Source organism: Alloyangia pacifica (assembly GCF_900116195.1).
Lineage (GTDB): Bacteria > Pseudomonadota > Alphaproteobacteria > Rhodobacterales > Rhodobacteraceae > Salipiger > Salipiger pacificus.
Genome location: NZ_FOZW01000003.1, coordinates 406,802 through 427,865 on the forward strand (window position 1 = coordinate 406,802; position 21,064 = coordinate 427,865).

Consider the following 21,064-nt stretch of genomic DNA (forward strand, 5'->3'; position numbering starts at 1 on the left):
GTTCGCGGCGAGATCTTGGGGAACTGCCACGATGGATGCCGGCGACGCGGAGGTTGCAGAGGCTCTTGGCTGCGGGCAAGCTGGTGAAATGCAGATACGGATTGCCACACCTGCGGATATCGAGGCATGGGCCAAGCTGCGCGCCCAGCTCTGGGAGGATACGTCACTCGACGAGCATCGTACCGAGATTGCTGCGATGCTTTCGAAGCCCAGAACGGAATGGGCCGCCTTTTTGGGGGTGGATGGTGAGGCGGAGCTTTGTGCCTTCGCGGAAGCCGCCCTGCGCTGGGATCACGTGAACGGCTGCGATACGACGCCGGTCGCTTTCCTCGAGGGAATCTTCGTGCGCCCCGAGCATCGACAGCGCGGCCTGGGCACCCGCCTGTTGCAAAATGTCCGGTCCTGGGCGCGCGACGCCGGATGTTCCGAGCTTGGCTCAGATGCCGCCCTCGCAAACACGAGAAGCCACGCTTTCCACGCGGCCGCGGGCTTTGAGGAGACCGAGCGTGTCGTTTTCTTCCGAATGCGGCTTTAGACCGGGTCGCTTGCATTTGCACCGCTACGGAGGCTTTGGCGACCGTCGTGGAGGGCTCGAAGTGCTGATTGCGTTTCGAGCCCCCATGAAGTTCCCGATCACCCTCTACCGCAAGGGGCTGCCGCCGCACCCCGCTCACATCTTTCCGAAAATGCTTTGGCCTGAGGCGGCTCAGTCGCCGGCGTGGGTCAGCTTCGGCACGTCCTTGGCCCCGGCCGAGCCGCGGCCCGAGAGCGAAGGGTTTTCCATGAAGAACCTATGGCAGTTGAACGAGAACTCGCCCTCCGGCACCGCGTGGCGGGTGAACTTGCCCGAGGGCTCCATCACCCAGCTCTGCGCCGTGTCGGCGAGGTTCGCGGCCATGATCTGGCTGACGATCTGCGCCTTCACCGTCGGGTTCATGATCTCGACCCCGGTCTCGATTCGGCGGTTGAGGTTGCGTCCCATCCAGTCCGCCGAGGAGATCAGCACCCGCGCCTTGCTGTGCGGCAGCCCGTGGCCGTTGCCGAAGCAGGCGATGCGCGAGTGCTCTAGGAAGCGGCCGACGACGCTTTTCACCCGGATGTTCTCCGAAAGGCCCCGGATGCCGGGGCGCAGCCCGCAGATGCCGCGGATCACGCAGTCGATCTTCACCCCGGCCTGGCTGGCGGCGTAGAGCGCGTCGATCATGTCGGGCTCGATCAGAGAGTTCATCTTCAGCCAGATTTGCGCCGGGCGGCCCTGGCGGGCGTGCTCGGCCTCCGCCTCGATCAGCTCGAGCATCCGCGGTTTCAGCGTGTGCGGCGAGATCACGAGGTTCTCCAGCCCCTCGGGCATGGCGTAGCCCGACAGGTAGTTGAAGATCTTCGAGGCGTCGCGGCCGAGCTGGGCGTCGCAGGTGAAGAAGCTCAGGTCGGTGTAGATCTTGGCGGTGATCGGGTGGTAGTTGCCGGTCCCCCAGTGGGTGTAGGTCACCAGCTTGTCGCCCTCGCGGCGCACCACGCTCGAGATCTTGGCGTGGGTCTTCCAGTCGAGGAAGCCGTAGACGACGTGGGCGCCGGACCGTTCCAGCCGCCGCGACTGGCGGATGTTGGCGGCCTCGTCGAAGCGCGCCTTCAGCTCGACCAGGGCGGTGACCGACTTGCCTTCTTCCGCGGCCTCGCAGAGCGCCTCGACGATGGGCGAGTTCCGGGAGGTGCGGTAGAGCGTCTGCTTGATCGCCACCACGTTGGGATCAAGCGCCGCCTGGGTCAGGAAGCGCACCACCATGTCGAAGGTCTCGTAGGGGTGGTGCAGCAGCATGTCCTTCTGCTTGATCGCCTCGAACATGTTGCCTTCGTGGTCCTGCACGCGCTCGGGTACGCGCGGGGTGAAGGTGGGCCAGAGCAGGTCGGGGCGGTCGTCGAGCACCAGCTCCTTGAGGTCGGCCATGCCGATCATGCCGTCGAGCTCGATCACCTCGTCCTCGCCCACGAGCAGCTCGCGCATGACGATGCTGCGCAGCTGTTTGGGCGCGCCGGCGGTGATCGTCAGCCGCACCACCTCGCCGCGGCGGCGGCGCTTCAGCGCCACCTCGAACTCGCGCACCAGATCCTCTGCCTCTTCCTCGACCTCGATGTCACTGTCGCGCAGCACCCGGAAGCCGAAGTGGTCCTTCACCCGATAGCCCGGGAACAGGCTCTCGATGTGCAGCAGCAGCACGTCCTCGAGGAAAATGAAGCGTTGTTGCTCCTCGCCGGCGGGCAGGGCGATGAAGCGATCGACCTGGTGCGGGATCGGCAGCAGCGCCTGGCGGGTGCGGCGGTCGCGCTTGCGCTCGAGTTCGAGCGCCAGGCAGTAGCCCATGTTGGCGATGAACGGGAAGGGGTGCGCCGGGTCGATGGCCAGCGGCGAGAGCACCGGGAAGACCTGCTCGAGGAACTGCCGCTGCAGATGCTCGAGGTCCTCGGGCAGCAAGTCGTCGCGCTGCACCAGCGTGATGCCCGACGCCTCCAGCTCCAGCTGCAGGGCCCCCAGCACCCGCTGCTGCTGTGCCATCAGCTGCCGCGCGTCCTCGTCGATCAGCACCAGCTGCTCGGCAGGGCTGAGCCCGTCGGCAGCGGGTGTGGTGTTGCCCGCATGGGCCAGCTCGCGCAGGCCGGCGACGCGCACGGTGTAGAACTCGTCGAGGTTTGTGGCCGAGATCGACAGGAAGCGCAGGCGCTCGAGCAGCGGCACCTTCGGGTTCTCCGCCTCTTCCAGCACGCGCCAGTTGAAACCGAGCCAGCTCAGCTCGCGGTTGAAATAGCGGCCGGGGCCCGACAGGTCGGTGTCGGGAAGGTCCTGGGGCTCGGGGATCGGGGCTTTGAGAAAATCGGCGATGGTCATGGGGGGCATATGCGTCACGAATTGCAACAACTTGATGAAAGGGCAAGGATGGCCGACCGGACGGGCTGACGCAAGGTCCTCTAACCGCGGCGGTCGAGCGAGAGCAAGACGTCACGTGCCAGCGCGCGGGTGATGCCCTTGGCGCGGCCGAGGGCGCGGGCGTCGAGCTCGGCGGCGACGCGCTGCGCCATGGCGAAGCTGCGGGGCATCTGGCGCAGCAGATAGGGGATCACGTCGGGGGCCGGGATGCAGTGGCGGTCGGCCAGCAGCTTGGCCAGCACGGCGGCCAGCAGGGCGTCGTCGGGTTCGCGCAGGGTGGCGGTCTGCGTGCCCTCCATGCGCGACTTGAGGTCCGGTAGCAGCAGCGGCCAGTGGCGCGGCGCGGTTTCGGCGCTGAGCAGAAGCGGCTGGCGCTGCGCCAGCGCGAGGTTGTGCAGGTGGAAGAGCGCCTCCTCGGCGGGGCGGTTCCCGGCGATCTGCGGCACGTTCTCGATACAGCTCGGGCCGACGGCCAGATCGGGGATCGGCAGGTCCGGAAGGGCGGTGGCGGGAAGGATCGTCGCACCGCTCTCGGCGGCCCAGACGTGGGCCAGATGGGTCTTGCCCGACCCGGGAGGGCCGACCAGTAGCAGCTTTCCCCCCGGCCAGCTCTGCCAGCCATCGAGCATCGCTACGGCAAGGCTGTTGGAGGAGGAGACGAAATAGTCCCCACGCCCCAGCGCGGCGCGGACCGGCAGGGGCAGGGGAAGCTGCCGTGCCATGATCATGGGGCCTCCGAGCCCGTCGCCAGGTCCTCGGGGGTCGCGCGGCTTTCCCGGTAGCTGTCGGTCTCGAGCCCGCGGTAGAGGCGGCTTTCCTTGTACTGCTCGATCACGAACCGCATGATCACCCCCAGTGCGGCGGCCAGCGGCACCGCCACCAGCATGCCGACGAAGCCGAAGAGCGTGCCGAAGACCGAGAGCGCGAGGATCAGCCACACCGGGTGCAGGCCGATCGAACTGCCGACCAGCTTGGGGGTCAGGAAATTGCCTTCGAGGAACTGGCCGAGGAAGAAGATCCCCGCCACCGCGGCAATCCAGTACCATTCGCCCCAGAACTGGAACAGCGCGAGGCCGATGGCCAGCGCGCCGCCGATGATCGCGCCGACATAGGGGATGAAGGTCAGCAGTCCGGCGACCACCCCGACCACGAGACCGAAGTTCAGCCCCACCAGCGCCAGCGCGACGGCATAGTAGCAGCCGAGGATCAGGCAGACCGAGCCCATGCCGCGCACGAAGCCGGCAAGCGTCGCGTCGATGTCCCGGGCGACCTGGCGCACGACCGGCGCGTGATCGCGCGGCAGCAGATCGTCGATGCGCGCAACCATGCGGTCCCAGTCGAGCAGCAGGTAGACCGCCACCACCGGCACGATGACGAAGAGCATCAGGATGTTGATCACCGACATCGCCGAGCTGAGCGCGGTGTTCAGCAGTTCGGCGCCGCGCTCCTGCACGGTCTGGCCGATCGAGGCGAGCGCCTCGCGCATCGGGCTGCCCTCGACCACCAGCGAGGGGAAATGCGTGCCGAGGAAGTCGCGCAGGTCGCGGAAGAGCTGCGGTGCGGTGGCGATCAGGTCGCCAGCCTGTCGAACCAGGGTCGGCACGACTGCGAGGGCCAGCACGACGAAGATGAAAATGGCGCAGAGGGTGATCACCATGGTGGCCATGGCGCGGCTCAGCCCCATGCGTTCCAGCCGGTCGGCGACCGGGTCGAGGAAATAGGCGATGGCACCGCCGAGAATGAACGGCAGCAGCACGTTGCCGAGATACCAGAGCACCACGGCGAAGACGACGGCCGCGACGCCCCAGTACTTCATCTGATCGCGCACGGGCAGCGCCATGGGAATCCTTCTCCTTGCGGTCTGTCCTTCATCGCCGCTTCCTCCTTTGTTTTCAAGTCCGAGACACTCTTGCGACGATTTCGCACTGGATCAGGGGCCAGGATGGGGGCAGTCTGGGAGACGTTGAATTTGAATGACGATTTTTCAGTCCTATTGCGAAGGAGCAGCCATGCTGCGCGGTCTTGTTATCTGGGTTTTCCTTCTTCTGCCGCTGTTTCTGATCCTCACCGAACAGGCCCATTCCGCCCCCTTCTGAAGCGCGGCCTGAGGCGCAAGCTGACATGCCGCGGACGGCGGTGCCCTTGGCGGCGTCATGCATCGCGGGTTCGAGGGGGTGCCGGGGCGTCCGTGCCGCCGCCCGGAGCGCAGGGCACTTGCTCTTGGCGCGGCCTTCGCCTAACCCGGGCGAAACGCCAATTTCCGGGAGGCCCGCATGCGTCTGAGCCGTTATTTCCTGCCCGTTCTGAAAGAAACGCCCTCCGAGGCGCAGATCGTCTCGCACCGCTACATGCTGCGCGCCGGCATGATCAAGCAATCGAGCGCCGGGATCTATTCCTGGCTGCCGCTCGGCTTCAAGGTGCTGCGCAAGATCGAGGACATCATCCACGAGGAGCAGAAGCGCGCGGGCCATATCCCGATGCTGATGCCGACCATCCAGTCGGCGGACCTGTGGCGCGAGTCCGGCCGCTACGACGATTACGGCGAGGAGATGCTGCGCATCCGTGACCGCCACGATCGCGACATGCTGTTCACCCCGACCGCCGAAGAGCTGATCACCGACATTTTCCGCAGCCACGTCGGCAGCTACAAGGACCTGCCGCTGACGCTCTACCAGATCCAGTGGAAGTTCCGCGACGAGATCCGCCCGCGCTTCGGCGTGATGCGTGGCCGCGAGTTCTACATGAAGGACGGCTACAACTTCGACCTCACGAAGGAAGACGCGCTGCACGCCTACAACCGTCACCTCGTCAGCTACCTGCGCACCTACGAGCGCATGGGCCTGCAGGCGATCCCGATGCGCGCGGACAGCGGCCCGATCGGCGGCGACGATACCCACGAGTTCCTCGTGCTGGCGGAGACCGGCGAGTCCGAGGTGTTCTACGACAGCCAGATCACCGAGCTGAAGTTCGGCGACCGCGAGATCGACTACGACTCGGTCGAGCAGTGCCAGGCGGTGCTCGAGGAGTTCACCTCGCGCTACGCCCGCACCGACGAGACCCACGACGAGGCGGTCTTTGCCGAGGTCCCCGAGGAGCGCCGCCGCACCGCGCGCGGCATCGAGGTCGGCCAGATCTTCTACTTCGGCACCAAGTACTCGGAGCCTATGGGCGCCACCGTTGTCGACAATGAAGGCAACAAGGTGCCGGTGCACATGGGTTCGCACGGCATCGGCGTGTCGCGCCTGCTGGGCGCGATCATCGAGGCCAGCCACGACGACAAGGGCATCATCTGGCCCGAGGGCGTCACCCCGTTCCATTGCGGCATCGTCAACCTCAAGCAGGGCGACGACGAGGCGGATGCGGCCTGCGAGGCGCTCTACAAGTCGCTCACCGCGCTGGGGCTGGAGCCGCTCTACGACGATCGCAACGAGCGGGCGGGTGGCAAGTTCGCCACCATGGACCTGATCGGCCTGCCTTGGCGCATCACCGTCGGTCCGCGCGGTCTGAAGAACGGCGTTGTCGAGCTGACCTCGCGCCGCACCGGCGAGAGCGAGGAACTGTCGCCCGAGGCCGCGATCGAGCGCATCGCGCAGATCTACGGCTTGGCCGCCAAGGTCTGACCCGGTGCGGCTCCGGCCGAGGGGGCGCGGCCCCCTCATGTCCGGAAGCCTTGAGCCCGAAAGAAAGGGCCGGTCGCGCAGCTGCGCGACCGGCCCTTTTTCATGCGGCGACGCGTGTCAGCCGCGGACCAGCCGGTTCAGCACATCGGAGCAGAGCCCAAGCTGATCCCGCGCGATGGACTCGTCGGGCTGGTGACCATCGTTCATGGTGCCGGGGCCGCAGACCACCGTGGGAATCTTCTGCGCGGCGAAGAAGCCCGCCTCGGTGCCGTAGGAGACCTTGATCGGGGTGGGATCGGGCAGCAACGCGGCGAGGCGCCGGATCGCGGGCAGGGCCGGGTCGCTGTCGAGGCCGGGGTAGGCGCTGACCTGTGCGATGTCGACGCCCTCGGGCAATACCGAACGGATGCGCTCCAGAATGTCCTGCGGCTGTTCCGCGGCGAGGTGACGGATTTCGAAGTCGACCTCGGCGAGCTCGGGCACGATGTTGAGAGCGACGCCGCCCCGCATCTTCCCGGCATGCACCGTCGACGAGGGGATGTCATAGGCACCGTCCTGCGCCCCTTCCGCAAGCAGGCGCGTCTGCTCCCGGCGCAGCGCGGTGATCAGGTCGGCGGCGAGGTGCAGCGCATTGATGAAGCGCGGGGCCATGGCGGAATGGCCGGGCTCGCCGTGACAGGTTGCGCGGTAGCTGGCTTTTCCCTTGTGACCCACGGCGAGGCGCATCAGGGTCGGTTCGCCGACGACGCAGAGGTCGGGTTTGCCGAGCACCGGGATGACGTGGTCGATCATCTGCGGGATGCCGCGGCAGCCCACTTCCTCGTCCCAGCTGAGCGCGATGCTGACCGGGCGCGCCGGGGGAGTCTCGCGGAAGCTCTCCGCCAATGCCAGCACGCAGGCGACGAAGCCCTTCATGTCCGTGGTGCCGCGCCCGTGCAGCCGGTCGCCGCGCGGGGTGAGGGCAAAGGGATCGACGGACCAGTCCTGCCCCTCGGTCGGCACCACGTCGCTGTGGGCCGAGAGCAGCGTGCCGCCGTCTCCTGCGCCGAACTTCGCCAGCAGCCCGGCCTTGGGTGCATCCTGCGCGTCGATCCGGGTGACGCAGAACCCCGCGTCTTGCAAAAACTCCTGCACCCAGTCGATCAGCGCGAGGTTGGAACTGGCCGAGACCGTCGGGAAGGCGACCAGTCGGGCGAGCAGCTCTTCGACGCGGGGCTGCATCATGCCTCCGCCTCGTAGACGATCTGCCCGTCGCAGATGGTGGTATGGGCGCGGCAGGCCCTGTCGCTGCCGAGCAGGTCACGCGGGTCGCCGTGCAGCAGCACCACGTCCGCGGCCATGCCCGCCTCCAGCTTTCCGCGCGAGGCCTCGGCAAAGAGCGCATGCGCGCCGCCCGAGGTATAGGCGTCGATCACCTTCTCGAAAGGGATGCGCTGGTCGGGCACGTCTTCGGCCCAGGGCTGGCGCGCCAGCGCCGAATGGATGGCGTTGAACGGCGAGAGTGGCGCGGTCGGCCAGTCGGTGCCGAAGGCGAGCCTGGCGCCAGCGTCCTGCAGGGTCTTCCAGGGGAAGGTGTCCTTCCAGCGATCTCGGCCCATGATCGAGACGGTCGGCTCGAGCGGCAGGCCGCTGGAGCCCGGCGGGTGCACCGGCTGCATCGAGGCGACCACGTCGAGCGCGGCGAAGCGGGCGAGATCGTCCGGATGCAGCATGTCGATATGCTCGACGCGGTGGCGCGCATCTCGCGGGCCATTGGCGGCGCGCGCCGCCTCGTAACCGTCGAGCGCGGTCTTCACCGCCGCATCGCCGACGCAATGCACCTGAATTTGGAGCCCCTTCGCATCGGCGGCCTTGCAAATCGCCTCGAAACGCTCGGGGGCGAAAAGCGGCTCGCTGCGGAAGCCGGCGCGGTCCGGGTAGTCGTCGGTGCGATAGGCGGTCCATGTGTCGAAGACGCCGTCGAGGAACATCTTGATGCGGCCAAAGGACAGCTTGTCCGAGCCCTGCCGGGTGGCGGCCTCGATCAGCTCGGCGATGCGCGCCGCGTCATGCGCGGGCGACAGGCGCATGGCCAGCGAGACGCGGATCGGCAGCGCGCCGTCGCGCTCCATCTCCTGCAACAGCTCTGCCTGGTAGAGGTTGCCGTCCATGTTGACGCCGGTGGTGATGCCATAGGCGGCGCAGGCCTGCATGGCGGCGGCGAGCGCGGCCTTGTCGGCGGCGCGCTCGGCCTCGGTCACCGGGCCAGGCTCGTCACCGGCCATGGCGGCATTGTCGCGCCCGCCGTTGGCCGAGAGCTTGCCGACGAGGCGCATGGCGTTGCCCTCGCGCAGCTCGCCATTGGGCTTGCCGTCCAGCCCGAGCACGATCTCGGCGTTTTTCACTTCGGGGACGTGGTCCATCAGCCCGGCGGCGGTGAGCGCGGCGGTGTTGGCCCAGGAGGTGTGCAGGTCGACCGCGTAGATCACCAGCGGCTGGTCGGGCAGCAGCGCGTCGAGCGCGTGGCGGTCTGGGCGGGTGCCGGGGCCGAGGATCTCGTAGTTGGCCGAGATGGCGCAGAGCAGCGGTTCGGCCTCGCGGCCCTTGCGGTAGGCGCCAAGCGCGGCGGCGAAATCCTCGCGCGTGTCGATGCCGAAGAGGTTCAGCTGGGTCAGCGTGATGCCACCGGTGAAGAGATGCAGGTGACTGTCGCAGAGCCCGGGCGAGACCCAGAGGCCGCCGGCCTCGATGCAGCGCGCATCGCCTGCGCCCTCGGGCATGTCGCCGGGCGCGCCGATCCAGTCGATCCGCCCGTCCTTCAGCCGCATAGAGACGGGCTGCTTGCTGTAGATGTCGCGGGCGTTGTGGATCTCGATCGTCTGGGGGCTGGTCCGGGTCATGCATCGGGTCTTTCGATCAAAGGAAGGTGCCCGGCCGGAGCATGTCCGGCCGGGCGCGGTAGTCGCAGGCGCTGCGCTTACTGCAGCAGGTCGGTCCAGACCTTGGTCACCAGGTCCTGCGCGGCGGGCGAGCAGGCCTTGGAGAACTCGACCGGCACCGTCGGGAACAGCTCGGGGGCGTTCTCGGGGGTGTACTTGGCCTTTTCGAGATCCAGCTCCACGGGCGACGAGTGCGCGTAGTAGTTGTACTGGATCGTCGCGTTTTCCTTCTCGGACATGAAGTCGATGAACTGCTTCGCACCTTCGACATTGCCCGCGCCCTTCGGCACGACGAAGCTGTCGAGCCAACCGACGAGGCCTTCCTTCGGCTCGGCGTAGACGATGTTGGCACCGTCGTTGCGGGTCTTCAGTACATTGCCGTCCCACCAGAAGTGCGCGCCAACCTCGCCGGTGCCGATGCGGTTCTCGATGTTGTCCGAGCTGTAGGCGGCCACGTCGGGCTTCTGCGCCATGAGCAGGTCGTAGACCTTCTTCATCTCGGACTTGTCCTCCGAGCAGAAGGGCACGCCGAGATAGAGCTGCGCCGCGCCCACGACCTCATCCGGGTAGGACAGCGAGGCGACCTTGCCCTTCAGGTCGGCGGGCGGGGTGAAGTAGACCTCCCAGCTGTCGATCGGGCCTTCATAGACGTCGCGGTTCACGGCAAAGCCGGCGGTGCCATAGGCGAGGGGGATCGAGTAGGCGTTCTCGGGATCCCACCACTGGCCCTTCCACTTGTCGTCCACCTGCGCGTAGGCGGCGAGTTCCTTGGCGTTGATGTCCTCGAGCAGCCCCTCGTCGATCATGATCTTCACGAAGTGCTGCGAGGGGGTGACGATGTCATAGCCCGAAGAGCCCGCCTGCAGCTTGGTCAGCGCGTCCTCGTTGGAGTTGAAGCCATCGGTGTTGACGGTGAGGCCGGTCTGCGCCTCGAACTTCTCGATCAGCTCGGGGGCGATGGAGTCGGACCAGGTGTAGAGGTTGAGCGTGCCCTCTGCGTAGGCGGGCAGCGCCAGCGCGACGGCGGTGGCAGCGCCAAGCATGGTCTTGAGGTTCATGGGTGTCTCTCCTGTTGGTTTTTCGTTGGGAGGTATCACGCGCGTCGCATCGACCGGGCCGAGAGGACCAGCGCGAAGGTCGCGATGATGAGCGAGGCGAGGATCAGCAGCGTTGAGATCGCGTTGAGTTCGGGCGTGGTGCCCTGCTTGATCAGGCCGAAGATGTAGACCGGCAGCGTGGTGGTGCCGCCGGTGGCGAGCAGGTTCGAGGTGATGAAATCGTCCATCGAGATGACGAAGGCCAGCATCGCCCCGGCAAAGACGCCGGGCAGGATCAGCGGCAGCGTCACCCGCCGGAAGGCGGTGAAGGGCGATGCGTAGAGGTCTTTGGCGGCCTCCTCGTAGTCGCGGCTCATGCCCTGCATCCGGGCGCGGATCGGCAGGAAGGCAAACGGTGTGCAGAAGGCCGAATGCGCCACGATCAGCCGGGCCATGCCATTGGAAAAGCCCATCTGCGAGAAGAGGATCAGCGAGGCCACGGCGACGACGATCTCAGGCAGCAGCAGCGGCAGGTTGACCACGGTCTCCGACAGGCGGCGGAAGCGCATGGTCTCGTTGCGGCTGAGCACCATGGCGGCCGAGAGCGCGACCAGCGTGGCGACGCTGGTCGCGACGACGGCGACGGTCAGCGAGACGCGCAGCGCATCCATGAGCGCGCGGTTGGTCAGCGCGGCCGCGTACCACTTCATCGAAAAGCCGGTCCAGACCGAGACGAGGCGGTTCTCGTTGAACGAGAACCAGATCACCACGGCAATTGGCGCGTAGAGCCAGAGGAAGAACACCCAGGTGACCAGCCCCGCGCCGGGATAATGGCGGACGTTGTGCGGGTTGCTCATACGCGGACCTCCCGGCTCATCGAGCGGCGGGCGTTGATCACCAGCACGATGACCACCATCGCCATCAGCACCAGCGCCACCGCCGCCCCGAAGGGCCAGTTGCGCGCGCCGCCGAACTGGGTCTGGATCAGCGTGCCCATCATCATCTGCTTGCCGCCGCCAAGCAGCATCGGCTCGAGCACCGTGCCGAGCGCCGGCACGAAGACCAGCACCGCCCCGGCGGCGAGGCCGGGCCATGTCAGCGGCAGGATCACGCGGCGCGCCGTTGTCCAGCGGCTGCCGTAGAGATCGGCGCCCGCCTCGAGCAGCGCCGGGTCGAGTTTCTCGATCGCGGCGAAGACCGGCAGCACCATCAGCGGGATGTAGCTGTAGACCATGCCGACCAGCATTGCGCCGGGGGTGAAGAGCAATGTGCCCTCGCCGCCGATCCAGTGCCAGAAGCGGCCGACGAAGCCCTCGTTGCCGAGGATGATCAACCAGGCGTAGACGCGGACGATCATCGACACCCAGAAGGGCAGGGTGACGAGGTAGATCAGCAGGGCTTTGGTCTTCGGCGGGCGGGTGGCGATGACGTAGGCCACGGGCAGCGCCAGCGCCATACAGATCAGCGTGGTGGCCCCGGCCAGCAGCAGCGTGCGCCCGATGATCGACAGGTACTTCGGATCGAAGACGAGGTTGCCGTCCCAATCCTCGCTGAACAGGATCTCCCGGTAGGAGAGCGGATTGAAATCCCAGGCAAAGCCGCCGTAGGAGCCGCGCTCGGCGACCGAAACGGCAGCGACGATCAGCAGCGGTACCATCAGCGTGCCCAGCATCAGCACCCAGGCGGGCATCAGGCCCCAGACGCGTGCGCTCCTCATTGGGCCAGCACCCGCACCGACTCGTCGCGGAAGCCGAGCTGAACTTCCTGCCCGACGGCGTAGCTTTCTGCCTGGCTGACCGCGTTGCGGCGCGAGACGCGCAGTGAGGCGCCGCCGGTCTCGACGACGAAATGCGTGTAGCCGCCCATGTAGTTGCGCGACCGGATGGTTCCGGTCAGCACGTTGCCCGTGGCCTGCTCCTGCAGGCCGATCTTCTCGGGGCGCAGCGACAGGGTGGCCGGCCCGGGGCTGGTCAGCCCCTTCTGCGCCGCGTCAAACTCCAGGCCCAGCGGCGTGCGGATGCGGGCGCGGGCACCGTCGATCGAGATCACCTCGGCGTCGAGGAAGTTGGTCTCGCCGATGAAGTCGGCGACGAAGCGGTTCTCTGGCTCCTCGTAGATCTCGGCGGGGGTGCCGATCTGTTGCACCCGGCCCTGGCCCAGCACGCAGATGCGGTCGGACATGTCGAGCGCCTCCTCCTGGTCGTGGGTCACGAAGATGAAGGTGATGCCGGTCTTGCGCTGAAGCTCGCGCAACTCATCCCGCATGGCTTGGCGCAGCTTCAGGTCGAGCGCCGAAAGCGGTTCGTCGAGCAGCAGCACCTTGGGCTCGGGGGCGAGCGCGCGGGCCAGCGCGATCCGCTGGCGCTGGCCGCCCGAGAGCTGGTCGGGACGTCGGCTGGCGAAGGGGGTCATATGCACCAGCTCGAGCATCTCGGCGACGCGGGCCTCGCGGCGCGGCTTGTCCCATCCGAGGTTCTCCAACCCGAAGGCGATGTTCTGCGCCAGCGTCATGTGCGGAAACAGCGCGTAACTCTGGAACACGGTGTTCACCCGCCGCTTGTGCGCGGGCAGCTGGTCGATCTCCTGCCCGAAGAGCACGATGCCGCCCTCGCTCGGGGTCTCGAAGCCGGCGATCATCCGCAGCAGCGTGGTCTTGCCGCAGCCCGAGGGGCCGAGCAGGGTGAAGAACTCGTTCTCGTGGATGGTGAAATCGACGTGGTCGAGCGCCTGATAGTCGCCGAAGCGCTTCGAGACGTTGAAGACTTCTACGGCCTTTCCGCGTGTCATGGTGAGTTCCCTGTGTCTGGGGCCCGGCGCCGGCCTCCCCTCCGGCGCCGGACGGGGGTTAGGCGAGCTGTGTGACCTCGCGGCGGAACGGAAGCGCGTCGCCGATGTCGGGCATGTCGAGCTCGCGGGCGTAGCGGTGGCCGGCGTAGGTGGCCCAGGCGATCGGGCCGGGGGCGGCGGCATCGCCGATCAGCTTGACCGACTTGATGCCGGCGTCGGCCCAATCGGCCTCGCGCGCCTTCAGCTCGTGGTAGAGCGCATCATCCGAGATGCGGGAGGCGACCATCACCACGGCCTCGCAGCCGATGGCCGAGGTCTGGCCGGTGTAGGTGCATTCGGTCACCACCTCGCCTGCCTTCAGTTCGGCGATGCCGGTGTTGAGCACGATCTTTATGCCCGCCTCGACGAGACGGCGGTGGATCGCCGCCTGTTCGAGCGTGTTCAGCGTCCAGTCCGAGACGTAGGCCGAGGGGGTGACGAAGGTCACTGTGCAACCGGCCTTGGCCAGCAGCTCGGCAATGACGCCGCCCATGTAGTAGTGGTCGTCGTCGAAAAGCACGACCTCGCCATTGGGCAGCCTGCCGGCCATGATGTCGTCTGGCGTGAACACGGGCATGGCCGGATCGGCGGGCATCGGCACCACGTGCTGGCGCGACACGCCATCGGCACGCCAATGCGCGCCGGTGGCGATGCAGACGTTCTCGAAGCCGAACTCGAGGATGTCCTGCGCTGTGAGGCGGCTGTCGAAATAGGTTTCGGCATTCGGGCGCTGCGACAGCTGGTAGGTGCGGTAGTCGGCCACGCGGCCCCAGGCGGAAAGCCCCGGCAGCAGCCGCTCGCGGGCGACGCGGCCGCCCAGCTCGGTGCCCGCCTCGGCCAGCGCCACATCATAGCCGCGCAGGCTGAGCGCGCGCGCCGCTTCCAGACCGGCGGGGCCGCCGCCGACGATGAGCACGTTGGAGCTGTCGCCCTTGGTGTTCATCTTCTCGGGGTGCCAGCCCTTGCGCCACTCTTCCATGAAGGTCGGGTTCTGCGTGCAGCGGCTGATCGACATGGTCATGTCGCCGGTGATGCAGATGTTGCAGCCAATGCACTCGCGGATGTCCTCGATGCGGCCTTCCTCGATCTTCTTTGGCAGGAAGGGGTCGGCGATCGACGGGCGGGCGCAGCCGATGAAGTCGAGCACGCCCTGCTTCACCAGTCGCGCCATGACGTCGGGCGAGGTGAAGCGGCCGACACCGACCACCGGCTTCGAGGTCAGCTCGCGGATGCCGTTGACCAGCACCTCCTGCGCCGCCTCTTCCTTGAAGCGCGACGGACCCGAGCAATCCTCCCACGTGCCCTGCGCCAGATCCCAAAGGTCGGGCAGGTCTGCGTTCATCTCGATGAACTCGCGCACCTCGGCGTTGGAGAAACCGAGCTGGCCGATGGTCTCGTCGAGGCTGACGCGCAGGGTGATGCCCATGGTGTCGCCGACGGCGTCGCGCATGTCGGCGATCACCTCGTTGACGAAGCGGGCGCGGTTCTCCAGCGAGCCGCCGTATTCGTCGGTGCGCTGGTTGGTGGCGCGCGACAGGAAGTGCTGGAAGATGCCGAAGCCATGCGCGCCATAGAGGCAGATCAGGTCGAAGCCGGCGATCTTCGAGCGCTTGGCGGCATTGACGAACCAGCGGCGGAGATCGCGTATGTCGGTCTTGTCCATCGCGCGGGCCTGCACCGGGTCGTTGGTGAAGGTGCGGATCGGCAGCGCCGAGGGGGCGAGCGGCACCTCCTTGGTGTAGAGGTTCGGGCCGTTGATCCCCGAGTAGGCCAGCTGGATGCCCGCCAGAGCGCCCTGGGATTTCATCGCGTCGGACATGCGGCGCAGCGCCGGGATGTCGGCGTCGTCCCAGAGGCGCTGCTCGATGAAGGGGGTGATTTCCGAGGTGTGGTGCATCTCGGTCTGCTCGGTGAAGATCACGCCCCAGCCGCCCTCGGCCTTGATGCCGCGCATCTCGGCAACCGCCGACGGATCGCGATAGCCGCCGCCGTTGCAATGCGGCACCTGGTAGAAGCGGTTCTTCGCGGTCAGCGGGCCGATCTTGGCGGGTTCGAAAAGGATGTCGTAGCTGGGATTGCGCACCGTCTTCTCCTTGGCGGCTCGTGGTTGCCGGGCTGGAGTGTTGATCGTTTGGTGCGGGCTTCGAGTAAATTATACCTTCCGGAAGCTTGAATTAGGCTCAGACTAATAGCTGATTAAAGCGGCTTTATGCCAAGGAAATATGCGTTTCCGAAACCTGGGTGAAATGCCGTTTCATGCACCCTTGGGCCGGACCTGCAGACCGGGAGCACGGACATCGGTGATCTCGGCCTGTGCATGCTCGATGAAGGCGCGCACCGTGCGCGAGCCCCGCGCGCCTTCGCTCATCAGCAGCCCGAGGTTGAGGCTGCGGACCGGGCCGGTCATCGGGATGAAGCGCAGGCGGCGGCCATCGGGTGCAAGCTCGGTCGCCGGGTGGGTATTGCCCATGCCGTAGCCGAAGCCATTGGCCACCAGAGAGCGCATCACCGCGATGTCGCGGGTGCGTTCGGCGATCATTGGGGTGATGCCGAGTTTGGTGAAGAACGACAGGAAATAGTCGCCGCTCATCGGCAGGTCGAGCAGCACCATCGGGTAGTCGGCCAGCTCGGCGGGGGTGACGCTGTCGAGATGTGCCAGCTCGTGTGCCTCGTGCACGAGGGCGAAGGGCGGCAATTCGATCAGCGGGATGAACTCGAGGTCGGCGGGCACGTTCAGATCGTAGGTCAGTGCCACGTCGATACGCGCCGAGCGCAGCGCGTCGAAGAGCTCCTGCTGGTCGCGCTCGAACTGGCGGAACTCGACCTCGGGCCAGGCGTCGACGAAGCTGCGGCGCAGTTGCGGCAGGACGATCTGGGCGAAGGTCAGCAGGCAGCCGACGTTGAGCGGCCCGCGCACCTGCCCGGAAATGTCGTTCGCCAGGTCGCCGAGGGATGCTGCCTTGTCGAGCAGTTCCTTCGCCACGGTCATGAAGCGTGCGCCACCCTGGGTCAGCGACAGGCCGTGGGCGTGGCGGCGGATGAAGAGCTGCAGGCCGAACTCGGCCTCCAGTTGCGAAATCGCCGCTGAGATCGATGGCGAAGACACGTTCACCTTCTCGGCGGCGAGCGCGATCGAGCCGCACTCGCCCACGGCGACGAAATATTCCATCTGGCGCAGGGTAAAGCGTAAGGGCATGGCTTTCTCCGGGATGGGGTGCGTAAGGTTCTCCCTAATGCACCCCGTCCCGTTGCGCCAGCACCCTCAGTAGCTGATCCAGACGGTCTTCAGCGCGGAATACTTGTCGAAGGAGTGGATCGACAGGTCGCGGCCAAAGCCCGACTGCTTCATCCCGCCGAAGGGGGTCATGGCCGAGAGTGCATCGACGGTATTGACCGAGACCGTGCCCGCCACCAGCGCGTCCGACACCGCCATGGCGCGGCTGAGATCGCGGGTCCAGACCGAGGCGGCGAGGCCGTAGACGCTGTCATTGGCGATGGCGATGGCTTCGGCGTCGTCCTTGAAGGTCTGGATCGCCAGCACCGGGCCGAAGATTTCCTCACGGGCGATACGCGCGTCGCGCGGAACATCGGCAAAGACCGTCGGCTGGATGAAGGCGTCCGAGCCGCCCAGCGTCAGCCGCTCGCCGCCCGCGATCAGGCGGCTGTCCTGCTTGCCCGAGGCGAGGAACCCGGCGACGCGCTCGGCGTGGCGGGCATCGACCATGGCGCCCATCTTGGTCTCGGGGTCGAGCGGGTTGCCCGGCACGATGGCCTCGGCGCGGGTCTTCATGCGCGCGATCATCTCCTCGGCGATGCTCTCATGCACCAGCATCCGCGAGTTGGCCGAGCAGACCTCGCCCTGATTGAAGAAGATGCCGAAGGCGGCCTTGTCGGCGGCGGCCTCGAGATCGGCATCGGCGAAGATCAGGTTCGGGCTCTTGCCGCCGGTCTCCAGCCAGACCTGCTTCATGTTGCTCTCGCCGGCATAGCGCTGGAACATCTTGCCGACCTCGGTGGAGCCGGTGAAAACGAGGCAGTCGACGTCCGGGTGACGGCCGAGCGCTTGGCCCGCGTCCTCGCCGAAGCCCGGCACCACGTTGAGCACGCCATCGGGCAGCCCCGCCTCGGCGGCAAGCTCGGCGAGGCGCAGCGCCGAGAGCGGCGATTGCTCGGCGGGTTTCAGCACCACCGAGTTGCCCGCCGCGAGCGCCGGGGCGAGCTTCCATGTCGCCATGTCGAGCGGGAAATTCCACGGCACCACCGCGCCGACGACGCCGAGCGGCACGCGGCGGATCAGCGCCAGATCGCGCCCGCCGGTCGGGGCGACCTCGTCATAGAGCTTGTCGATCGCCTCGGCGTGCCACTGGAAGAAATGCGCCGAGCCGGGGGCATCGACGTTGACCGTCTCCCAGATCGGTTTGCCCATGTCGAGCGTGTCCAGAAGCGCGAATTCCTCGAGGTTCTCGCGCAGCAGGGTGGCGAGGCGCAGCAGCACTTCCTTGCGCTCGCCCGGCGTCTTGCCGGCCCAGCGGCGGTCGTCAAAGGCGCGCCGGGCGGCGGCCACGGCGCGGTCGATATCCTCGGCGCCGCCACGTGCGACATCGGTCAGAACCTCGGCTGTGGCGGGGTTGACGGTCTCGAAGCGCGCACCGGAGGCGGCGGGCACGTAGCGCCCGTCGATCCAAGCCTCTGTGCGGAAGTTCAGCGCGGCGGCGCGGGAGGTGTAGTGAGAGAGGGTCTGCATCTTGGGTCTCCAGGGGGCGGTCTTTCGGCCCTGTCGGGCGGCATTGGGCGGACGGCAGTTCGCCCGGAAGGCAGGGGCCTTCCGGGCGCGGGTCATGTCGGGGGTCGGGGCTCAGGCCATCTCGGGCGCAGGCTGTGCCGCCGGCGCATAGGCGAGGTAGCCGCGCTGCTTGGCGATATGGTCGGCGACGTATTTCGCGTCGTGCCAGACGCCCCAGATAAAGGACGATCCACGCCGGGTCTGCCAGGGCAGGCCGAGGAAGTAGACGCCCGGGGCCGAGGAGACGCCGCGCTGGTGGCGGGGCTTGCCCGCCGCGTCCAGCGCGTCCACCTGCAGCCAGCCGTAGTCGCTGGTGAAGCCCGTGGCCCAGAGGATCGTGGTGATGCCCGCGTCCGCCAGATCGAGCGTGCGGATCGGGTCGGTCATGCAGGCCGGATCCGCGCCGATGTCGCGGGCCGCCGGTTCCTCGGGCAGGTCGAGCCCGTTGGCCGCGACATAGGCATCGGCCTCGTCGAGCAGCGAGATGTAGTTGGCATCACCGGCGGCGACATTCGCCGCCAGATCGGGGGCAAAGCGCATGGTGCCGTTCTCGTGGGCCTCGGTCCGGCCAAGGAGCGTCATGCCGCGCGCGGCGAGCTTGCGGAAATCCACCGTGTGGCCGCCATGGGCGCCGCTGACGGCGATGGTGGTGTGCTCGGAGGAAGGGTTGGCCTCGGCGTCCCATTTGTTCAGCACGCCCAGCCACCAGACGAAATCACGGCCCCGGTAAGCGCGCGGAGGGCGATCGTGCGGGCCGACCGAAAGGTAGACCTTGCGCCCGGCGGCGAGCAACTCGTCGGCGATCTGCACGCCGGAGGAGCCCGCGCCGACCACCAGCACCGCGCCCTCGGGCAGCTGGCCGGGATTTCGATACTGGCTGGAATGCATCTGCGTCAGCCCGGTGGTCTCCGGCACCAGCGGCGGTATCGACGGGGTTTGGAAGGCACCGGTGGCCGAGATCACATTGCCCGCCTCGATTGTCCCCGCGCTGGTCTCGACGCGGAAGCCGGGGCGACCGGAAAGCCGGGTCACGCGGGTTACCTCGACGCCGCAGCGCACCGGGGCGTCGATCTTCTTCGCGTAGGCCTCGAAATAGTCGGCGACCTGTTCCTTGGGCACGAAGGCATCGGGATCGCCAGAGAATTCCAGTCCCGGGAAGCGATCGTGCCAGGCGGGGCCGTTGGCGACCAGCGAGTCCCAGCGTTCCGAGCGCCAGCGCTCGGCGATGCGGCTGCGCTCCAGCACGACATGAGGGATGCCGTGGGCCCCCAGGTGCTCGCTGGCGGCGATACCGGCCTGTCCGGCTCCGATCACCAGGACTTCGGTCGTTTCAACGGGCATGGGAGCATCCTTTCCAACGGTGCGCTGCGTCAATTCCGTGGCGAAGGTGACCCGGCATTGGATGAGATAAAAGAATATCCTCCGTCATCATGGCGTAGTTTTAGCCTAAGCAAGGTGCGTGTTCCGCTGGCGGATTTGGCGTAAGCTGTCCGGCGTGGAGAGCGCTGGCGCATGACGGCTCTTGACCGGTGGCGGTCTGGGAAGCTTCTGTGACGGCGGCGCAAATCCGGCCCTAGGGGCGCGTTGCGCGCCCTACCCAAGTGCGACGGAGCCGAGAATGACCGCCAGCCCGCTGAACCTGCAATCGATCTGGGCGGCGACCGCGCCCGCTGCGCCCGTCCTGCCGCCGCTGCGCGAGAGCGCCCGCGCCGACGTGCTGGTGATCGGCGGCGGCTTCCAGGGGCTCTCGACCGCGCTGCATCTCGCCGAAGCCGGGGTGGACGTCATGCTGCTCGAGACCGAGCAGGCCGGCTTCGGCGCCTCGGGCCGCAACGGCGGGCAGGTGATCCCCGGGCTGAAGGATGATCCCGACGTGCTCGACGCGCTCTGGGGTCCGCAGGCGACCGAGTTCGCGGGGCGCACGGCGGACACGCTCTTTGCGCTGGTGGAGCGGCTGGGTATCGATTGCGATGCCGAGCGCGGCGGTTGGATCCAGGCGGGCAACAAGCGGGTGCACCTCGCGGGGCTGCGGGCGCGCATGACGCAATGGCAGGCGCGGGGGGCGGATGTGGACTGGCTGGATGCGGCGGGCATGGCGCGGGCGACCGGGGCGCGCGGTTTCCAGGGCGGCTGGCTGGACCGGCGGGCGGGCAAGCTGCATCCGCTGAAGCTCGCCTATGGGCTGGCAGAGGCAGCGCGCAGGGCCGGGGCGCGGCTTTACGCCGGATCGCCCGTCGAGACGCTTGAGCGGGCACAGGGCGGCTGGCGGGCGCGCCTCGCGGCAGGACCCGAGGTCACGGCTGACCGGGTGGTGCTGGCGACCAACGCCTACACACCCGGCACGCTCGACAGGGCGCTGGCGCGCGCGGTTGTGCCGGCGCACAGCTTCCAGATCGCGACGGAGCCGCTTTCGGACGAGCAGCTCTCGCGCGTCCTGCCGGGCGGCGCCTGCGCCTCAGAGATCCGGCGGGTCGGCACCTATTTCCGCATCGGCCCCGAAAACCGCCTGATGATCGGCGGCAGGGGCAGCTTCTCCGAACCGCGCCGCGCGTCGGACTTCGCGGCACTCGAGGCAGAGCTGGCGGCGCTCTATGGTCCCGGGTTCAAGGTCTCGCACCGCTGGTTCGGCCGAGTGGCGATGACGCCTGACCACCGCATCCGCCTCTGCGCGCCGGCGCCGGGGCTACTGGCGGCAACCGGCTTCAATGGCCGGGGCGTGGCGCTTTCGGTGGCATTGGGCCAGGCGATGGCGGCACATCTGGCGCGGGGCACCCCGCTGCCGATACCTGCCGACACACGCATCCGGTCGCTGCCCCTGCATGGGCTGCATCCGGTCTACGGCGGGATCGCGATCCACTACTACCGGCTGCGCGACAGGCTGGATCGCTGAACCGGGAAGCTGCGCAGATTTCGGCTGCCGTGGGTCTTAGAGCGCGCCCTTGACGGCTTTCCGCCGCTCG

The 21,064-nt window shown here is 67.5% G+C and carries 17 protein-coding genes; 4 read left to right on the plus strand and 13 right to left on the minus strand.

The genetic code is table 11. The features are described from left to right. The first annotated feature begins 88 nt into the window (after window positions 1–88). Window positions 89–535, plus strand: a complete 447-nt coding sequence (gene aac(6') / locus BM397_RS09170) for an aminoglycoside 6'-N-acetyltransferase (protein WP_092423289.1) — start codon at window positions 89–91, stop codon at window positions 533–535. Window positions 536–706: 171 nt separating this feature from the next. On the opposite strand, the gene BM397_RS09175 is transcribed toward aac(6'), so the two are convergent. The 3 genes from BM397_RS09175 to BM397_RS09185 all read right to left on the minus strand — a co-directional run bounded on the left by BM397_RS09175 (window position 707) and on the right by BM397_RS09185 (window position 4,760). Further along, window positions 707–2,881 carry an RNA degradosome polyphosphate kinase gene (locus BM397_RS09175; protein ID WP_092423144.1) on the minus strand — a complete coding sequence of 725 codons (2,175 nt, stop codon included), beginning with the start codon at window positions 2,879–2,881 and terminating at the stop codon, window positions 707–709. Between the two features lie 80 nt (window positions 2,882–2,961). Further along, the gene (locus tag BM397_RS09180; protein ID WP_092423291.1) at window positions 2,962–3,642 is read right to left on the minus strand and encodes an AAA family ATPase; all 681 of its coding nucleotides are present in this window, start codon (window positions 3,640–3,642) and stop codon (window positions 2,962–2,964) included. A 2-nt stretch (window positions 3,643–3,644) separates the two neighbouring features. Then, window positions 3,645–4,760: an AI-2E family transporter gene (locus BM397_RS09185; RefSeq protein WP_092423146.1), complete on the minus strand. Its 1,116-nt coding sequence runs from the start codon at window positions 4,758–4,760 to the stop codon at window positions 3,645–3,647. Between the two features lie 133 nt (window positions 4,761–4,893). On the opposite strand from BM397_RS09185, the gene BM397_RS29670 reads away from it, so the two are divergent. Together BM397_RS29670 and proS are read left to right on the plus strand one after the other, a co-directional pair. Next, window positions 4,894–5,016, plus strand: a complete 123-nt coding sequence (locus BM397_RS29670) for a hypothetical protein (RefSeq protein ID WP_256218748.1) — start codon at window positions 4,894–4,896, stop codon at window positions 5,014–5,016. A gap of 177 nt (window positions 5,017–5,193) precedes the next feature. Continuing rightward, entirely contained in the window at window positions 5,194–6,540 is a 1,347-nt protein-coding gene (gene proS / locus BM397_RS09190) for a proline--tRNA ligase (RefSeq protein ID WP_092423148.1), read from the plus strand. 117 nt (window positions 6,541–6,657) lie between these two features. On the opposite strand, the gene argE is transcribed toward proS, so the two are convergent. The 10 genes from argE to BM397_RS09240 form a co-directional block, all read right to left on the minus strand. After that, on the minus strand, window positions 6,658–7,764 hold the full coding sequence (gene argE, locus BM397_RS09195) for an acetylornithine deacetylase (protein ID WP_218124859.1): 1,107 nt from the start codon (window positions 7,762–7,764) through the stop codon (window positions 6,658–6,660). Further along, on the minus strand, window positions 7,761–9,419 hold the full coding sequence (locus tag BM397_RS09200) for an amidohydrolase (RefSeq protein WP_092423151.1): 1,659 nt from the start codon (window positions 9,417–9,419) through the stop codon (window positions 7,761–7,763). Before BM397_RS09200 ends, argE begins: the two co-directional genes overlap by 4 nt. A gap of 77 nt (window positions 9,420–9,496) precedes the next feature. Further along, entirely contained in the window at window positions 9,497–10,516 is a 1,020-nt protein-coding gene (locus tag BM397_RS09205) for an extracellular solute-binding protein (RefSeq protein WP_245696030.1), read from the minus strand. A 35-nt stretch (window positions 10,517–10,551) separates the two neighbouring features. Continuing rightward, on the minus strand, window positions 10,552–11,352 hold the full coding sequence (locus tag BM397_RS09210; protein ID WP_092423153.1) for an ABC transporter permease: 801 nt from the start codon (window positions 11,350–11,352) through the stop codon (window positions 10,552–10,554). Then, window positions 11,349–12,212: an ABC transporter permease gene (locus BM397_RS09215; protein WP_092423155.1), complete on the minus strand. Its 864-nt coding sequence runs from the start codon at window positions 12,210–12,212 to the stop codon at window positions 11,349–11,351. Before BM397_RS09215 ends, BM397_RS09210 begins: the two co-directional genes overlap by 4 nt. Continuing rightward, on the minus strand, window positions 12,209–13,282 hold the full coding sequence (locus BM397_RS09220; protein WP_092423157.1) for an ABC transporter ATP-binding protein: 1,074 nt from the start codon (window positions 13,280–13,282) through the stop codon (window positions 12,209–12,211). The genes BM397_RS09215 and BM397_RS09220 overlap by 4 nt, the downstream gene beginning before the upstream one ends. 58 nt (window positions 13,283–13,340) lie before the next feature. Further along, window positions 13,341–15,404: an oxidoreductase gene (locus tag BM397_RS09225; RefSeq protein WP_092423159.1), complete on the minus strand. Its 2,064-nt coding sequence runs from the start codon at window positions 15,402–15,404 to the stop codon at window positions 13,341–13,343. Window positions 15,405–15,575: 171 nt separating this feature from the next. Further along, complete coding sequence (locus tag BM397_RS09230; RefSeq protein ID WP_092423161.1) at window positions 15,576–16,517, minus strand: LysR family transcriptional regulator; 942 nt, start codon at window positions 16,515–16,517, stop codon at window positions 15,576–15,578. 66 nt (window positions 16,518–16,583) lie between these two features. After that, complete coding sequence (locus BM397_RS09235; protein WP_092423163.1) at window positions 16,584–18,065, minus strand: aldehyde dehydrogenase; 1,482 nt, start codon at window positions 18,063–18,065, stop codon at window positions 16,584–16,586. A gap of 111 nt (window positions 18,066–18,176) precedes the next feature. Next, window positions 18,177–19,445, minus strand: coding sequence for a flavin-containing monooxygenase (locus tag BM397_RS09240; protein WP_092423165.1), 1,269 nt, complete (start codon window positions 19,443–19,445; stop codon window positions 18,177–18,179). Between the two features lie 277 nt (window positions 19,446–19,722). Here BM397_RS09240 and BM397_RS09245 point away from each other — a divergent pair, with 277 nt between their 5' ends. Further along, window positions 19,723–20,994: an NAD(P)/FAD-dependent oxidoreductase gene (locus BM397_RS09245; RefSeq protein ID WP_092423167.1), complete on the plus strand. Its 1,272-nt coding sequence runs from the start codon at window positions 19,723–19,725 to the stop codon at window positions 20,992–20,994. Window positions 20,995–21,064: the final 70 nt, after the last annotated feature.